Below are 15,950 nucleotides of genomic sequence, written 5' to 3'. Positions count from 1 at the left end.
GCCGGGTGCTCCTAGCTGAGGTACTGACAGGTGGCGCGGGGGGTGTACATGCCATGGCCGACGCGGCCGGTGTACGTACGGCGGTCGATGACGACCTCGCCGCGCGAGAGCACGGTCTCCACCTGGCCGGTGAGCCTCTTGCCCTCGTACGCCGAGTAGTCGACGTTCATGTGGTGGGTCTCGGCGGAGATGGTCTGTTCGGCCGCCGGGTCGTAGATGACGATGTCGGCGTCGGCCCCGGGCGCGATGGTGCCCTTCTTCGGATAGAGGCCGAACATCCGGGCCGGGGAGGCGCACGCGATCTCGATCCAGCGGCGGCGCGAGATGTGGCCGTCGACGACCGCCTGGTGCAGGAGGTCCATCCGGTTCTCGACGCCCGGCATGCCGTTGGGGATCTTGGAGAAGTCCCCCCGGCCCATGTCCTTCTGGCCGGAGAAGCAGAAGGGGCAGTGGTCGGTGGAGACGACCTGGAGCTCGTTGTTCCGCAGCCCCCGCCACAGCGCTTCCTGGTGCTCCTTCGGCCGCAGCGGCGTGGAGCAGACGTACTTGGCGCCTTCGAAGTCCGGCTCGGCGAGGTTGTCCGTGGAGAGGAAGAGGTACTGCGGGCACGTCTCGCCGAAGACGGGCAGCCCCTTGTGCCGGGCGGCGGCGATCTCGGCGACGGCCTCGTCGGCGGAGACGTGGACGACGTAGAGCGGAGCACCGGCGACGCGGGCGAGCTGGATGGCCCGGTGCGTGGCCTCGGCCTCCAGGGCCACCTTCCGTACGTCCCCGTGGTAGCGGGGATCGGTACGGCCGGCGGCGAGGGCCTGCTCGACCAGGACGTCGATGGCGATGCCGTTCTCCGCGTGCATCATCATCAGGCCGCCGTTGGACTCGGCCCGCTGCATGGCGCGCAGGATCTGCCCGTCGTCGCTGTAGAAGACACCGGGGTAGGCCATGAACAGCTTGAAGGAGGTGACACCCTCCGCGACCAGCAGGTCCATCTCCTTGAGCGACGACTCGTTCACGTCGGCGAGGATCATGTGGAACGCGTAGTCGATGGCGCAGTTGCCGTCCGCCTTGGCGTACCAGGCGTCGAGCCCCTCGCGCAGGGAGCGCCCCACGGACTGGATGGCGAAGTCCACGATCGTGGTCGTGCCGCCCCAGGCCGCGGCCCGGGTGCCGGTCTCGAAGGTGTCCGCGGCGTACGTCCCGCCGAACGGCATCTCCATGTGGGTGTGCGCGTCGACACCGCCCGGGATGACGTACTTCCCGGTGGCGTCGATGGTCCGGTCGGCGGTCCAGCCCGCTGCGGCCTCCGTGCCGTGCGCGGCGAGCGCCGCGATGCGGCCGCCTTCGACGAGTACGTCGGCGTGGATCTCGTCGGACGCGGTGACGACGAGGCCGCCGTGGATGACGGTGCGGCTCATGTACCCCTCCTCACTGTGGCGGAATGGGTCTACGCACGTAGACAAGGTGCGTGATGAAGAACGTAGAAGTGGGTTACCCACTGTGGCAATACCGCTGCGGCTAACCGCTGAAGACGTTTCTGTTTCACCCGTCCGGCACCCAACCGGCCCAGTGCGCGGCACGGTTCCGCCGGCCGGGCCGGCCGGCCACGCGTGTCGTATACGCGAGGGGCCGCGAAGCCCGGACGGCACGGATGACGCCCCGGCAGGCGGGCGGACGAGTCCGGACGGGCGAGTGGCGCGGGCCCTTGCGGGGGAACGTGGTGGACGGGGAGCGCCAGTTCGCCGCAGGCCGGATGGACCGTCCTAGTTTCCTTCCATGATCAGAAACGGAATCTTCGCGTCGGTGGTCCTCTGCGCCTCCCTCGCCGCCACCCCCCTGAGCGCCACCGCCGCGTCGGACGGGTGGCAGCGGGTCGGCTCCGGGATCCGGGGCGGCGTGAGCGGCATGGCGCTCGTCGAGGGTGCGCCCGCGGGCGAGGGGCTGGCCGACGCCGTCCTCGTCCGGGACAACAAGGGCGACCGCGACAGCAGGCTGGCGACGGTACGTCTGCGGCCCGGCCAGGAACCCGTCGTCGAGGAGCTCCCCTGGCTCGGCACACTCCCCGCCGACCTGGAGGCCCTCGACGCGGTGCCCGGCCGTCCCCGCCACTACGTCGCCGTGGCCAGTCGCGGCGACGCGTACCACGTCGTCGTCGCGGACGGCAGGGCGACGGCGGTGGACGAACCCGCCGCCCTGCCGGGCCGACGCGACGGCGACAACTACGAGAGCTTCGCGCTGCACCGGGACCGCTCGGGGAGGACCTTCGCCGTATGGGCGACGCGGGGCAGCGGTGAGGAGAAGGCCGTCGTCCGCGCCGCTTCGGTGCGCATCGGCGCGAACGGCCCGGAATTCGGCATGGTCTCGGCACGGCAGGAGTTCGCCGTGCCTTTCCCCGACGAGGACGAGGTGCGCCACATCAGTGACCTGAAGGTGCTCGACGACGGCACCGTACTGGTGTCGGCGGCCTCGGACCCCAACGTGGACGACGGCCCGTTCGCCTCCGCGGTCTACGACGCCGGCCGGCTCTCCGTGAACCAGGCACATGACGCGGTACTGCGTCTGAAGCCGGTACGGGCCCTCGTTCCGCTGAGCCGCTTCAGCCGGCAGGACAACCGGAAGATCGAGGCCGTCGCCGTCCTGCCCGGAGGGCTGGGCCTCTGGGGCACCGACGACGAGAACTCCGGCGGTTCGGTGATGTTCGCGCGCGTCGGGCGGTAGCCGTCCCGGCCCCCGGGACGGCCCGTCGGGTGTCCGGGTGCGGTGGCCCGCGAACCACCGCACCCGCCTCCTCACCCCAGCGACCGCAGCGCCTCGGCGAGGATCCCCGCGCCCTCCTCCGCCTCCGGGATGGACAGCGAGAGCGGCGGCGCGATGCGCAGCACACTGGTGTCGTGGCCACCGCCCTTGCCGAGGAGCAGCCCGCCCTCGCGGGCCGCTTCGAGTACGGCGGCGGCCGCTTCGGGGTTCGCCTCGTCCGTTCCGGGCTTCACCAGCTCGATGCCGATCATCAGGCCGCGCCCGCGCACCTCCCGTACGTACTCCGAGGCCGCGCCGATCGCGCGCAGCCGTTCGATGAGCAGACCACCGACCCGGCGGGCGTTGCCCTGGAGGTCGTGTTCGAGGAGGTACGAGAGGTTGGCGAGGCCGGCCGCCATCGTGACCGGGGAGCCGCCGAACGTCGAAATGGAGTTGGCGTCCAGGCAGTTCATGACCTCCGCACGGGCGATGACGCCACCGACCGACATGCCGTTGCCGATGCCCTTGGCGAAGGTGACGATGTCCGGCGGGCCGTTCTGCCCGTGCGCCTGCCAGCCCCAGAAGTGCTCACCGGAGCGCCCCCAGCCGGTCTGCACCTCGTCGGAGATCCACAGGATGCCGTGCCGGTCCAGGACCTCACGGAACGCCGCGTACAGACCGTCGGGCGGTGAGGTGAACCCGCCCACGCCCTGAATGGGTTCGGCGATCAGTGCGGCGGGGGTCCGGGTGTGTCCGAGCAGGTCCTCCAGGTCCGCCACACAGGCGGCGATGAACTCCCCGTCGCCCAGGTGCGCGTACGGTCCGCGGGTGCGGACTCCCCCGTGCACGTACAGCGTCTGGAGCGGCGACAGGCTGGTGGGCGACCAGGCGTTGTTGCCGGTGATGGAGACCGCGGAGAAGGACCGGCCGTGGTAGCTGTTGCGCATCGCGAGGATCTGGTTGGACCTGCGGTACGTGGTGGCCAGCAGCAGGGCCGTGTCGTTGGCCTCGGTGCCGGAGGTGGTGAAGAAGACCCGGGCCTCCGGGATGCCGGAGAGCGTGGCGATCCGCTCGGCGAGTTCGACCATGGGCCGGTTCAGATAGAGCGTGGAGGAGTGGATGATCCGCCCGGCCTGCTCACTGACCGCCTTGGTGACCTCGGGCAGCGCGTGGGCCGTCATCGTGGTGAGGATGCCGCCGAAGAAGTCGAGGTAGCGGTTGCCCTCCGCGTCCCAGACATGACGGCCCTCGCCGTGGGTGATCTCCAGCGGGTGCCGGTAGTAGAGCGCCAGCCACTCGGGACTGACGGCGAGATGGCGACGGTGCAGACTGCTCACGGCTCCACCAGTCCCTCGTAGGCGTCCGGACGGCGGTCCCGGTAGAAGGCCCACTGCTGCCGGACCTCTTCGATGAGTCCGAAGTCCAGGTCGCGGACGAGGAGTTCCTCGGCCTTGTCGCTGGCGACCTCACCGACGAACTGACCGCGCGGGTCGACGAAGTAGCTGGTTCCGTAGAAGTCGTTGTCGCCGTACTCCTCCTGGCCGACCCGGTTGATCGCGGCGATGAAGTACTCGTTGGCGACGGCGGAGGCGGGCTGTTCCAGCTGCCAGAGGTAGCCGGAGAGCCCGCGCGAGGTCGCGGACGGGTTGTACACCAACTGGGCACCGTTGAGACCGAGTTGACGCCAGCCCTCGGGGAAGTGCCGGTCGTAGCAGATATAGACGCCGACCTTGCCGACCGCTGTGTCGAAGACCGGCCAGCCGACGTTGCCGGGCTTGAAGTAGTACTTCTCCCAGAACCCCTTGACCTGCGGGATGTGGTGCTTGCGGTACTTGCCGAGATACGAGCCGTCGGCGTCGATGACCGCGGCGGTGTTGTAGTAGAAGCCGGACTGCTCGACCTCGAAGACCGGGACGACGATCACCATGCCGGTCTCGCGGGCCAGCTCCCGCATCCGCTGCACGGTCGGCCCGTCGGGAACGGCCTCCGCCCAGCGGTAGTGCTCGGGCTCCTGCACCTGGCAGAAGTAGGGGGCGTTGAACACCTCCTGGAACCCGATGATCTTCGCCCCCTGCCGGGCGGCCTCACGAGCGTGTTCCTCGTGTTTGGCGATCATGGATTCGGTGTCGCCGGTCCAGGTCGCCTGGACGAGTGCGGCGCGTACGACGTGGGACATGAGCTGCTCCTTCGACGCGGCGTCAGAGAGCCTCTTCGCGTTTCTACGCCCGTAGACACGGACGTAGAGGAGAACGTAAGCCCCGTCACACAGCGGGGCAAGACCATCGCCGTGAACCAGTGGAGTCGATCATGTTTCACACCCGTGCGGTCCATTGCCCGGGGTGGGCCGTATGGCCCTGAGGACCTCACGTAGGCATCGGACCGGGCCGGACTGGAGCGGAGGGGAGCGGACTGGACTGGACCGGGGTGCGGGTCCGGTGCCGCGCAGCGGACCGGGGTGCATGTCCGGTGCCGCGCAGCGCGAGGACTGCGGGCCGGCCCTCAGCCGATGCCCGCGACACGCAGGGCGTGCTCGACGTCGCGCTCCCGTGCCTCGGACACCGTCCGGGCCGCCGCCAGCAGCTGCGGTACGAGGTGGTGCGGGTCGCCCTCCGCGATCCTGGCCGCGTCCTGCGGGGTCCTCACCCGGACGAAGGCGCCGAGCAGCGCCAGCGCCTGGGGCCCGCGGCCGGCCCGGTCCAGAGCGACCACCGCGTCGGCGATCTCGGCAGCCGGCCGCGCCACTCCCTGCCGCAGCAACTGCTCGCAGTCCTCCGGGCGCCCCGCCGCGGCCAGCGCGTCCGCCGCACCCGCGAGCTCGCCCGGGGACAGCGAGGACACCTCCCACAGCAGGGTCGACCAGTCGGCACCGAGACCCGCCCGGTGGAGTTCGACGGCAAGGACCGGCAGCAGCTCCGCGGGCCGCCCCGCGGCCTCGCAGAGCACGCCGTGCGCCTCACCGCTGCGGCCCTCCGCCCGGAGCCGGACCAGGGTCGCGACGATCGCCCGCGCGGCATGGAGCGCGACCGGGTCCGGAGCCGCCGCGCGGGCCCCGGGCGAGCCGTCGCCCACGCCCGGGGCGCCGCCGAAACGGGCACCGCGGGGCAGTACGGCCGCCATGGGCAAGGCGGGTGCGGCGGCCACCGCGGTCTCGTCCTCGGCCTCCAGCCCGGCGAAGCGCGCACCTCGTGGCTTGGAGCGAGGAGGCTTGCGGGCGGGGGCGGGCGCCGGGGCCGGGTCGGGGGGCTGATACGCCGCCGGGGCCGGTGCGGCGGGGTGCCTCGCGGCTGCGGGCTCCTGCACGGCGGGGTACTCCGGCACGATGGCGGTCTCCGGTGTGGCGGCGCGCTCCCGTGCGGCGGAGCGCCACGCGGCTTCGGGCTGCTCCGGCTCGGCGGCGCGCTCCTGTGCGGCGGCCCCGGACGGCGCGGCCCCATGCTCCGGGGCACGCCCATGCGCCGGAGTGGGCCCAGGCGCCGGAGTGGGGCCAGGCGCCGGCCTACCTGCCGGTGCGGCTGCCCATGCGGGCCCCGGTGCCGTCCTACCTGCCGGTGCGGGCGTACCCCTCGGCCCCGGTGCCGGCCCGGGTTCGTCTTCCGTGCGTGGCCGGCCGTTCGGTACCGCGACCGCGGCCAGCCTCCCGCGCAGCTCCGCGCAGCGCGCCGACGCGCGGGCATGGTCGTCCTGGGCCCAGGCGGCCGCCCCCTCCGCGTCCGTCGCGCCCGCCTCGGCGTCCGCCCGGAGGGCGCTCAGCCGCCGGGCGGCGTTCGCCTGTTCCCGCAGCATCAGCTCCAGCCGCTCCAGCAACTGCTGCCGCCCGCCCGGGCGTCGGTCGTGTGCGACCGCGCAGGCCCCGTACAGCTCGGCCGCACGCACCGACTCACGCTCCGCGAACGCGGCGCCCCGCACGGACGCCAGGTCCGTGAAGAGCGACTCCATGACGTCCCAGGGCGGTATCTCGGCACCTGCCAGACAGGCCCCCATCCCGTCCGGATCCCGCCGGCAGAAGACCCCGTACCACCCCCGCCCGGGATCGAGAAGCGCCGTCACATCCCGCAGATAGCGTGCGAACTCACCTATGGACACCGCATGCTGATGCACCGTCATCGTCGCCCTCGGCCGCCGTCGTCTGGAACCGTCCAGTCCGCAGGCATTCGACCGCAGCCGTGTTACGGGACGACTACGTGCTCTTTTCGACCCGGGTCCGGGAGGCGCACGCGTGCGACCGCGAGCGCCCCCGCGGCATCCGGCCCGGGGCTCAGAAGGTGATGGCGATCCCCGTGTGCGGCCTCTTGCCGAGCCGGACGATCATCGCCGGGTAATCGAGCAGCCAGTACTTCCAGGTGTACTTGCGGCCGATCACCCGGCGCACAGCGGCGGTACCCCGCTCATCGAGCAGCCGGCCGGTCCCCTCGGCGCTCGGGGCCCCCTCCGCGATCCGCCCGCGCACATCGCAGACGGTCACGCGGACACGGCTGTCGTTGCGGAGCCGCTTGACCTTCCACGAGTCGCTCTTGGTCCATACGAACAGCTCGTCCCCGTCGGCCGCGGCCCACACCGGCGTGGCGACGGGCGTGCCGTCCTTCCGGTACGTGGTGAGGCTGACGTACTCGCTGCGGGCGAAGTCCTGGAGGCTCATGGCCCAACCCTACGCAGGGGCCGCCACCGACCCCTCCGCCACCCGGCGGGTCCCCCGCCACGCACCGCATCCCCGCCGCCCGGTGAGCCCTCCGCTACCCGGCGAGCGGGACGGTGTCCGGTTCCGGGGCACACCGGGGCAGCAGCTCATCCATGGAGAGGCCGAGCGCCCCGGCGAGTGCCGCGACGGTGAAGAAGGCCGGGGTCGGTGCGCGGCCGGTCTCGATCTTGCGGAGCGTCTCCGCCGAGATCCCGGCGCATCCCGCGATGTCGGCCATGCTGCGGCGGCCGCGCGCCTCGCGCAGCAGCCGGCCGAGCCGTTCGCCGCGCAGGCGCTCTTCAGGGGTGAGAGGAGTTCGAACCATGCCGTCATTCTAATACCGCCCGGACCGGTATAGTAATTGGCATGGTGCAGCTCAAGACAGACACATCCATCGAAGCCATGCGCGAAGCCGGCCGGGTCGTGGCGCAACTGCTGACGGCCGCGCGCGAGGCGGCGGCCGTCGGCGTCTCGCTCCGCGAGCTCGACCAAGTGGCCCACGGGGTCCTGCGCGAGGCCGGCGCGGGATCGCCGTTCCTGAACTACCGGCCGCATTTCGCGCCGACCCCCTTTCCCGGCGTGATCTGCGCCTCCGTGAACGACGCGATCGTGCACGGCATTCCGAACGATCTGCGACTGCGTGACGGCGATCTGGTGAGCATCGACGCGGGCGCGACGCTCGACGGCTGGTGCGGGGACTCGGCGATCAGTTTCATCGTCGGCCGGGCCCGGCCCGAGGACACCCGCCTCGTCGAAACGGCCTTCGAGGCGCTGGAGGCGGGCATCGCGGCGGCCGTCGTCGGCAACCGCATCGGCGACATCGCGCACGCCATCGGCACGGTCTGCCGCAAGGCCGGCTACGGCATCCCGGACGGATTCGGCGGTCACGGCATCGGCCGTTCCATGCACGAGGACCCGGGGGTCCCCAACGAGGGACGGCCCGGTCGCGGCATGCCGCTGCGACACGGCATGGTGCTGGCCATCGAGCCGATGCTGATCGGCGGCGGCCGGGACGGGTTCCATCCGGACCGGGACGGCTGGACCCTGCGTACGGACGACGGCAGCCGGGCCGCACACGCCGAGCACACGGTGGCCATCACGGACGACGGCCCCCGCATCCTGACCGCCCTCTGAGGGCCTGCGGCCGGGAGCGCCCCCGCGGTCCCCGTCAGTTGGTCCGCAGGAACTCCTTCGCGAGGGCGTCCCCGGCGGTCACCGCCGCGCCATGGCTCTCGATCGGCGAAACGACGGAGTCCTTGAACAGGATGTACGTGACGCCGGATCCGGCCCCGCCCGTCTTCGGGTCCGGGTCGATCCCGAGCGCCTCGGCGGTGGCGTACGAGGCCTCACCGATGATTCCGGCGGGTCCGGTGTCACCGACGACGGCGTACTCCACCTTGCCCGCGTGAATGACGGCGGCGACACTGCCGCCCTTGATCCCGGCGCCGCTGAAGTCCCAGAGCGAACTGCGGGCCGGCACCACGACGTACGGGAGTTCCTCCGCGTCGAGCGGACGGCCGTCGGAGGTGTGGAACGCGGTGTCGCCCTGGAACGAAGGATCGGTGTCGGCGTTGCATGCCTCGGTCACCCGGCCGTCGCAGTCGATGTCCAGGTCCGCCTTCCAGAACACGGCTCCGTTCATGCCGCACACCGGCACGGAGGGCGAAGCCCCCTCGTCCGTACGGTAGGAGCCGTCCGAGATCCGCTTGCATGCCGACACCTTGGCCAGCAGCTCGGCCGCACCGACGGGGCCCTCCCTGACATCGGCCGGGGCGGGGGTGGGCGAGGCCGCCCCGGACGGGCCCTCGTCGGAGGCCGGGCGGGCATAGGAGGCGGGCGTGAGCCGGACCGGAACCGGATACGCCTTCCGTACCGGCGTGAGCGCGTCGGACCGAAGAACCGTTCCGCCCCGGGCGGCGGGCGTCAGGAATCCGGACGCCAGCAGTGCGGCGCCGGAAACCGTGGCGAGGGCAAGCGTTCGCATACGCACCGTGGGGGTGCCCTTCCGTGAGGAGTCTTTCCCTTGCTGACATCAGCCAAGACGCCCCCCGGCATGCCCCCGTCGAGGCAGCGGGGCCGACCCCACGCATCTCACCGCGTGCGAACCGGCCCCACCCGTACCGCTACTGACAAGCAATCAGCTCACTTCGCCGGCCTCACCACCATGGCCGAACCGCCGCCCCGCCGTTCCGTCTCGGCGGCCGCGAGCCACCGTCCGTCCGGCAGCCGTTGCACCCCCGTCGCCGCCCCGATCTCCGGGTTGAGCTTGAAGACGTGCCCCAGGGACTCCAGTTGTGCTCGAACCGGGCTGTTCCACAGCCCCGGTTCGAGCTCCGTCGCCGCCGCGTTGCGCTGGCTGGCACGGGGCGCCGCGATGGCGTCCACCAGCGGCAGGCCCCGGTCGACCACGCCCAGCAGGGACTGGAGCACGGTCGTGATGATCGTGGCGCCGCCCGGCGAGCCCAGGGCCAGCACCGGCTTCCCGTGCTTCAGCACGATGGTCGGGGAGATCGACGACCGCGGCCGCTTCCCCGGGCCCGGCAGGTTCGGGTCGTGGACGGCCGGGTCGGCCGGCGCGAAGGAGAAGTCCGTCAGCTCGTTGTTGAGCAGGAAGCCGCGTCCCGGCACCGTGATGCCGCTGCCGCCGGTCTGCTCGATCGTGAGGGTGTAGGCGACGACGTTGCCCCACTTGTCGGCGGTCGTGAGGTGCGTGGTGTTCTCGCCCTCGTACGTCGTCGGGGCACCCCTTCCACCGGCGGCGCAGTCACCGGGGTGGCGCGGGTCGCCCGGGGCGAGCGGGCTGGCGAGCACCGCGTCGTCCTTGATCAGGCACTCCCGCGAGTCGGCGAACCGTTGGCTGAGGAGTTCCTTGGTCGGCACGTCCTCGAACGCCGGGTCACCGACCCAGCGCCCCCGGTCCGCGAAGGCGATGCGGCTCGCCTCGATGTAGCGGTGCAGATACCGCGCCTGGCTCGCCTTCGAAAGGTCGGTGGACTCAAGGATGTTGAGGGCCTCGCCCACCGACGTACCACCGGACGAGGACGGCGCCATGCCGTACACGTCGAGTCCGCGGTAGCCGGCCTTCGTGGGTTTCTGCCGCAGCGCCCGGTAGGAACGCAGGTCCTTCGTGGTGAGATCGCCCGGCCGCACCACCCGGGTCGACGCCGGGTCGACGGGCGGATTGCGTACGGTCCGCACGATGTCGTCGGCCAGCTTGCCCCGGTAGAGCGCGTCGACTCCCTGGCTGCCGACCTCCTCGTACGTACTTGCGAGGTCCGGGTTCTTGAAGACCGAGCCGACCACCGGGAGCCCACCGCCCGGCAGGAAGAGCTTCCGGGTGGCGGGGAAGTCCGCGAACCTGGCCTGGTTGCCCTCGGTCTGCGAGCGGAAGGTGGCGTCGACGACGAAGCCGTCGCGGGCCAGGCGCTCGGCCGGTTTCAGTACCTGCCGCAGCGACTTGCTGCCCCAGGCGTCCAGGGCGGCGTCCCAGGTGGCGGGCGTGCCCGGCGTGCCGACACCGAGGCCGCTGGTGACGGCGTCCGCGAAAGTCAGGGGCTTCCCGTTCTCCAGGAAGAGCGAGGAGTCGGCGCTGCGCGGTGCGGTCTCGCGGCCGTCGATCGTCTCCACCGTGCGGGTGCGGGCGTCGTAGTGCACGAAGTAGCCACCGCCGCCCAGTCCTGCCGAGTAGGGTTCGGTCACCCCGAGGGCCGCCGCTGTCGCAACGGCCGCGTCGACCGCGTTGCCGCCCTTGCGGAGCACCTCGATCCCGGCGGCCGTCGCGTCGGCGTCGACACTGGAGACCGCTCCCCCGTATCCCACCGCGACAGGGGATTTGGGCGGTGGGGCGGACGAGGACGGGGCGGCTGCCCCGACCGACACCACGGCGGCGAGAACACCTAACAACGACACATTCCGCGCGACGGAACGCCTCATGCGCACCTCCAGTGAAGGATTGTCCGCGCAGGGTAACGCCGCTCCGGCCGCCCCGTCAGGACCGCCTCGAACTTGAGGCCGAATGCCCGCTAACATGCCCGCCCATGACTGACGACGTACGCAACATCGTGCTGGGCGTGATAGCCGCCGGCATCAGCGCCGCCCTCGGCTGGCTCGCGCGCAGCTACCTCTGGCGTCGCAAGCTCCGCCGCAAGCAGGCGTTCTTCGGGCTGCCGGGGAACTCGGAGTGCCTGCTCGTCGTCAACCGCGACGCGGGCGGCACCGGGGCCGTTCACCGGCACGACGTGTTCGCCCTGCTCGAACTCTCCGCGCTGATCAAGGACTGCGCTGCACACGCGCAGATCCTGTCCCACGACGTCGCCCAACAGGGGTTCGGGGAACGGACCGAGTTCTGCGTCGGCGGACCGGGCTCCAACCGCCGGATGGCCGCACATCTTCATTCGCTGCTGCCCGGCGTCAAGGTGAACGTCGACTCCGAGCCCGTGCCCGACCGCGCCGCCTTCCGGATCGGGACCGAGCACTATCGGGTGGAGAACGGTGTCGCCGAGTACGTACTCCTGGCCCGGCTGACGGTGGGCCAGGAGGCGCGGCCGGTCTTCCTGTTCTGCGGGCAGCGGGCCATCACCAACCAGGCGGCCTCCCGCTATCTGGCCCGCAACCACGAGCGTCTGGCCCGCAAGCACGGCAACAACACCTTCTGCCTCCTCCTGAAGGTGGTCAACTCGCAGGCGTACGGCCCCGATGTGGTCGAGCTGGTGGCCGATGTGACCCGGGCCGCCCAGACCCCGGCCCCCGCGCCCCGCACCTCGCACCGCGCTTCCGGCTGAGCGGCCCGGGCGCGAGGCGGGCGAGGCGGGCGCGTGGCCGAACACGCCGGTTCGACGACACGACGAAGGGCCTCCGGCCAGGCCGGGAGCAGCCGCTTCCTTTAGATCATCGGAAGCTGCCCTTCTGTCCGGCGGGCCGGGCCTACGATCGGTGCGTGATCAACTGGAACGTGCCCCATTCGGTATACGCGCTGTGGGCCTGAGCGTGGGTGAAGGTTTCACGGCAGACGACCGGCGGGCCATCGTCGAAGACCCCACGAGCACCTGTTCATGCTCATCCCCTTGTCGGCGGAGGGCCAGTGCGAACCGAACACCGAACATGCTTCCCTGGCACAGACTCGGTTTTCGCGGACTGTCTCGCGTTCGATCACGACTGCCCCACCACCGTCCTCCCGTACAGGAGCGACACTCCGCCTCCGTATGAGGCGATCGGGCATCGGTGGCCGTGGCAGGACGCCGGCCGCTATTACCGCGAGGTCCTCGAATCCGCCATCGAGCACGCACACACGCTCCGGTACACCGACAGCCTCACCTGCGGTACGCGGTCGAGGGCCGACGTCTTCCTGGAAGCGTCGGAAGCGGGAGTCCTGTCCGTATGCGGCATCGGCCGCTACCCAGGTGACGGGCAGGGCGCCGGCCTGCGCTCGCAGGACCATGGTGCGGACCGGCTCGTTCTTGGTCGCGAACCGGCTGTGTTCGGGATGGCCCCGCTGTTCGGAGTTTCCAAGTCAGCGGCGGCCGTTCAGGAGGTGGGACGCGTCTGCTCGACGGCTGCGACCAGTCTCACCGCGGCGTCGTTGGCACGACGGGGGATTGTCAGGCTGTGCGGGTCGGAGTGCCGCGGCCGGCCGCCGGCGGACAGGCTCGTCGACTCCGCAGCGGCCGCGCTGCCGGGAAGGATGATGTGCACGTAGCCGTAGAACAGCCGGGTGGCGGGCTTGACTCGGATGCCGGTGATGTCTGCGGCACGGATACGGAATTCACGCTCACCCTGCCGGGCCTGTGGCTTCGTGATGGTGATCCATTCGCCGTCGAACGCAATCGTTCCCTGCACGCCCTTGATGTCGCTCGTGGCCATGTCGCCTCCCAGATGAGTAGGTGGTCATGATGCCCGCACAAGGCCACGACCACCGCACCGGGCGACACCGGCCGGTGTTGTTGACCATGGTGCGGGGGTTCTCGGTGACGTGACTTCGGATTAGCCGGTGAGGCCACGGAACGCCGTCCGCCGGTCCGCCGGTCTGCCCGTCTGCCGGTGCAGGTCGTACAGCAGGTCGAGGAGCCCCTGTGGGGGCTCAACCGCGGACGGCGGAACCGGCCGGGGCGGCCCATCGGCATCTCCTGACGGTGGTCGGTTGGCGGGGCGGTGTCGACGAGCCGGCCCCGTCGGGCCAGGCCCAGGACGAGCGCCGGAGCCGCCCCGAGGCGACGCTCTCGAAAAAGTCCATGCCGGGAGACTGCCGCCTGGTGGGGCGGGGGCTGACAGCCGTGGACAGCAGCTCAGGCCCGTCTTGCCGCACCGCCGGGGCGTGCCCTGCCTGGCGATGTCGATCTGGTCGTGGCCCTTGAGGCGGGAGTAGGTGGCCAGGCCGTGGCCGGTGAAGGGGAGCTCGATCCCTGCTCGTTCGCCGGCGTGGGTGACGACGTCGCCGACGGGCTCGGGGGTCCGGTAAGAACGGGGCAGCACGATGCGGCGAGACGGGCAGAGCCGCCGGGGCCTGTGGGTCCCCGCCGTGCTGGTGGCTACCGGCTGTCCGCCGGGTACGGGGTGGGCCGCGCGGCGACGGGTGAATTCCATGGTCAGTTCGACGTGGGACCGGTGCGGGCCCCCGGAGGTGGCCTCCCGTGGAGGGGGCGGGTACTGAAGGAGGGATCCGCGATCCCTGGATAACCGCGGCCTTCATCCGGCCCTTCGGACCGCGCGATCATTGAGGGGCAGGCGGCGACGGACCGGCCGGTCCGCCCGCACCCCCACCCGAACGGAGCCACCATGCCCCGCATCGCCCTGATCACCGGCGCCAACCGGGGCCTCGGCCGCAGCATCGCCCTGCACCTCGCCGAGGCCGGTACCGACCTGATCCTCACCTACCGCTCGCACGCCGACGAGGCCGAGTCCGTCGTGGAGGCGGCCAGGAAGCTGGGCCGCGCGGCGATCGCCCTGCGGCTGGACACCGGGGACACCGCCCAGATCCCCGCCTTCACCGCACAGATACGTCAGGCCCTGGCCCAGGAGTGGAACCGCGACGACTTCGATATCCTCGTCAACAACGCCGGACACGGAGTACACGCGCCGTTCGAGGAGACCACCGAGGAGCAGTTCGACGGGCTGATGGACGTCCACGTCAAGGGCGTCTTCTTCCTCACGCAGGCCCTGCTGCCCCTGATCAAGGACGGTGGCCGCATACTCAACGTCTCCACCGGCCTGACCCGCTTCATCGCCGCACCGACCGCCGCATACGCTGCGGCCAAGGGTGCCGTGGAGGTCCTCACCCGCTATCTCGCCAAGGAGCTGGGGCCTCGCGGCATCGCGGTCAACGCCCTCGCACCGGGTGCCACCGGCACCGACTTCGGCGGCGGCGGGGTCCGCGACGACGAGGGTGTGCGCTCCATGCTGAGCGGTGTCACCGCGATGGGCCGCCCCGGCGAGCCCGACGACATCGGCGCCGCCGCTGCCGCCCTGCTCACCGAGGGCACCTCTTGGATCACCGGCCAGCGCATCGAGGCGTCGGGCGGCATGCTGCTCTGAAGGACTCGGCCCGCCGGGCGGGCCCGCACACCCGCACCACCGCGCCCCGGACGTCAGGCTCCGGGCCACGAGGGAGACTGCACACGAGGGAGACTGCAACCGTGGACCGAGCTCAACTCGCGGACTTCCTGCGCACCAGGCGTGAAGCCCTGCAACCGGAAGACGTGGGACTCCCCCGCGGGCCGCGTCGCCGCACCCGCGGCCTGCGCCGGGAGGAGGCGGCGGCGCTGAGCGGCATGTCGACCGACTACTACAGCCGGCTGGAGCAGCAGCGCGGGCCGCAGCCCTCGGAGCCGATGCTCGCCGCCATCGCCCGCGGACTGCGCCTCTCCCTCGCCGAGCGCGACCACCTGTTCCGTATCGCCGGACACAACACCCCCTCCCGCCCCGGCAACCTGCGCTCCGACCACATCACGCCTGGCCTGATGCGCATCCTCGGGCGGCTGGACGACACCCCTGCACAGGTCGTCAGCGATCTGGCGGAGACCCTCGCCCAGACACCGGCGGCCACCGCGCTCCTCGGCGACCAGACACAATTCACCGGACCTGCACGCAGCCTCACCTATCGCTGGTTCACCGATCCCGGCGCCCGGCTGCTGTACCCGGAGGAAGACCACCCGCTGCACAGCCGCTTCTTCACCTCCGGCCTGCGCGCCGCCTACTCACGGCAGGGCGCGGGCGGCCGCGCCGAGCACCTGCGCGATCTCCTCCTGAAGCGCAGCGCGGAGTTCGCCGCTCTGTGGAGCGCCCACGAGATCGACGTACCGCGGGTGGACCCCAAGCTGGTACGCCACCCCGAGCTGGGCGTTCTCACCCTCCAGTGCCAGGTTCTGCTGGACCCGGAGCAGAACCAGACGCTGCTGGTGTACACCGCCACCCCGGGTTCGGCGGACGACGAGAAGCTGCGGCTGCTGCCGGTACTGGGAGCGCGGACGGCGGGCACCTGACAGCCCCCGGGAACCTCCACCCCCTGAGACCCCCGCCTCCGACCGCCCACCCACGTCCGCAGACCGACGAG

14 protein-coding genes are annotated in these 15,950 nt (G+C 71.4%); 5 read left to right on the top strand and 9 right to left on the bottom strand.

The window, feature by feature from the left end:
* Positions 1-11 precede the first annotated feature (11 nt).
* On the bottom strand, positions 12-1,412 hold the full coding sequence (hydA, locus tag ACGFZA_RS10525) for a dihydropyrimidinase (RefSeq protein ID WP_393678646.1): 1,401 nt from the start codon (positions 1,410-1,412) through the stop codon (positions 12-14).
* A 358-nt stretch (positions 1,413-1,770) separates the two neighbouring features.
* Here hydA and ACGFZA_RS10520 point away from each other — a divergent pair, with 358 nt between their 5' ends.
* Positions 1,771-2,712: a hypothetical protein gene (locus ACGFZA_RS10520; protein ID WP_393678645.1), complete on the top strand. Its 942-nt coding sequence runs from the start codon at positions 1,771-1,773 to the stop codon at positions 2,710-2,712.
* 71 nt (positions 2,713-2,783) lie between these two features.
* Here ACGFZA_RS10520 and ACGFZA_RS10515 read toward each other — a convergent pair whose 3' ends face one another.
* The 5 genes from ACGFZA_RS10515 to ACGFZA_RS10495 form a co-directional block, all read right to left on the bottom strand.
* A complete protein-coding gene (locus ACGFZA_RS10515) occupies positions 2,784-4,067 on the bottom strand; it encodes an aspartate aminotransferase family protein (RefSeq protein ID WP_393678644.1) in 1,284 nt (427 codons plus the stop codon).
* Positions 4,064-4,906 carry a nitrilase-related carbon-nitrogen hydrolase gene (locus ACGFZA_RS10510; RefSeq protein WP_393678643.1) on the bottom strand — a complete coding sequence of 281 codons (843 nt, stop codon included), beginning with the start codon at positions 4,904-4,906 and terminating at the stop codon, positions 4,064-4,066. Before ACGFZA_RS10510 ends, ACGFZA_RS10515 begins: the two co-directional genes overlap by 4 nt.
* A gap of 323 nt (positions 4,907-5,229) precedes the next feature.
* Positions 5,230-6,834, bottom strand: a complete 1,605-nt coding sequence (locus ACGFZA_RS10505; protein WP_393678642.1) for a hypothetical protein — start codon at positions 6,832-6,834, stop codon at positions 5,230-5,232.
* A 151-nt stretch (positions 6,835-6,985) separates the two neighbouring features.
* On the bottom strand, positions 6,986-7,366 hold the full coding sequence (locus tag ACGFZA_RS10500; RefSeq protein WP_385272734.1) for a PPOX class F420-dependent oxidoreductase: 381 nt from the start codon (positions 7,364-7,366) through the stop codon (positions 6,986-6,988).
* Between the two features lie 94 nt (positions 7,367-7,460).
* Positions 7,461-7,730 (bottom strand): helix-turn-helix transcriptional regulator, encoded by a 270-nt coding sequence (locus ACGFZA_RS10495; RefSeq protein WP_327707960.1) that lies wholly within the window; start codon positions 7,728-7,730, stop codon positions 7,461-7,463.
* 41 nt (positions 7,731-7,771) lie between these two features.
* Between ACGFZA_RS10495 and map the strand changes: the two genes are divergently transcribed.
* Positions 7,772-8,539, top strand: coding sequence for a type I methionyl aminopeptidase (map, locus tag ACGFZA_RS10490; RefSeq protein WP_385272737.1), 768 nt, complete (start codon positions 7,772-7,774; stop codon positions 8,537-8,539).
* A gap of 34 nt (positions 8,540-8,573) precedes the next feature.
* On the opposite strand, the gene ACGFZA_RS10485 is transcribed toward map, so the two are convergent.
* Both ACGFZA_RS10485 and ggt read right to left on the bottom strand, forming a co-directional pair.
* Positions 8,574-9,389 (bottom strand): glycoside hydrolase family 75 protein, encoded by an 816-nt coding sequence (locus tag ACGFZA_RS10485; protein WP_393678641.1) that lies wholly within the window; start codon positions 9,387-9,389, stop codon positions 8,574-8,576.
* Between the two features lie 158 nt (positions 9,390-9,547).
* A complete protein-coding gene (ggt, locus tag ACGFZA_RS10480; protein ID WP_393678640.1) occupies positions 9,548-11,338 on the bottom strand; it encodes a gamma-glutamyltransferase in 1,791 nt (596 codons plus the stop codon).
* Positions 11,339-11,442: 104 nt separating this feature from the next.
* Here ggt and ACGFZA_RS10475 point away from each other — a divergent pair, with 104 nt between their 5' ends.
* A complete protein-coding gene (locus ACGFZA_RS10475; protein ID WP_385272746.1) occupies positions 11,443-12,186 on the top strand; it encodes a hypothetical protein in 744 nt (247 codons plus the stop codon).
* Positions 12,187-12,928: 742 nt separating this feature from the next.
* On the opposite strand, the gene ACGFZA_RS10470 is transcribed toward ACGFZA_RS10475, so the two are convergent.
* On the bottom strand, positions 12,929-13,264 hold the full coding sequence (locus ACGFZA_RS10470; protein ID WP_393678639.1) for a DUF4429 domain-containing protein: 336 nt from the start codon (positions 13,262-13,264) through the stop codon (positions 12,929-12,931).
* Between the two features lie 912 nt (positions 13,265-14,176).
* On the opposite strand from ACGFZA_RS10470, the gene ACGFZA_RS10465 reads away from it, so the two are divergent.
* Both ACGFZA_RS10465 and ACGFZA_RS10460 read left to right on the top strand, forming a co-directional pair.
* Positions 14,177-14,932 carry an SDR family NAD(P)-dependent oxidoreductase gene (locus ACGFZA_RS10465; RefSeq protein ID WP_393678638.1) on the top strand — a complete coding sequence of 252 codons (756 nt, stop codon included), beginning with the start codon at positions 14,177-14,179 and terminating at the stop codon, positions 14,930-14,932.
* Positions 14,933-15,033: 101 nt separating this feature from the next.
* Positions 15,034-15,879 (top strand): helix-turn-helix transcriptional regulator, encoded by an 846-nt coding sequence (locus tag ACGFZA_RS10460; protein WP_385272755.1) that lies wholly within the window; start codon positions 15,034-15,036, stop codon positions 15,877-15,879.
* The last annotated feature ends 71 nt before the right edge of the window (positions 15,880-15,950 follow it).

The sequence above is a fragment of the Streptomyces sp. NPDC048211 genome, from assembly GCF_043202315.1.
Taxonomy (GTDB): domain Bacteria; phylum Actinomycetota; class Actinomycetes; order Streptomycetales; family Streptomycetaceae; genus Streptomyces.
This window is presented reverse-complemented; position numbering and strand designations above follow the sequence as displayed.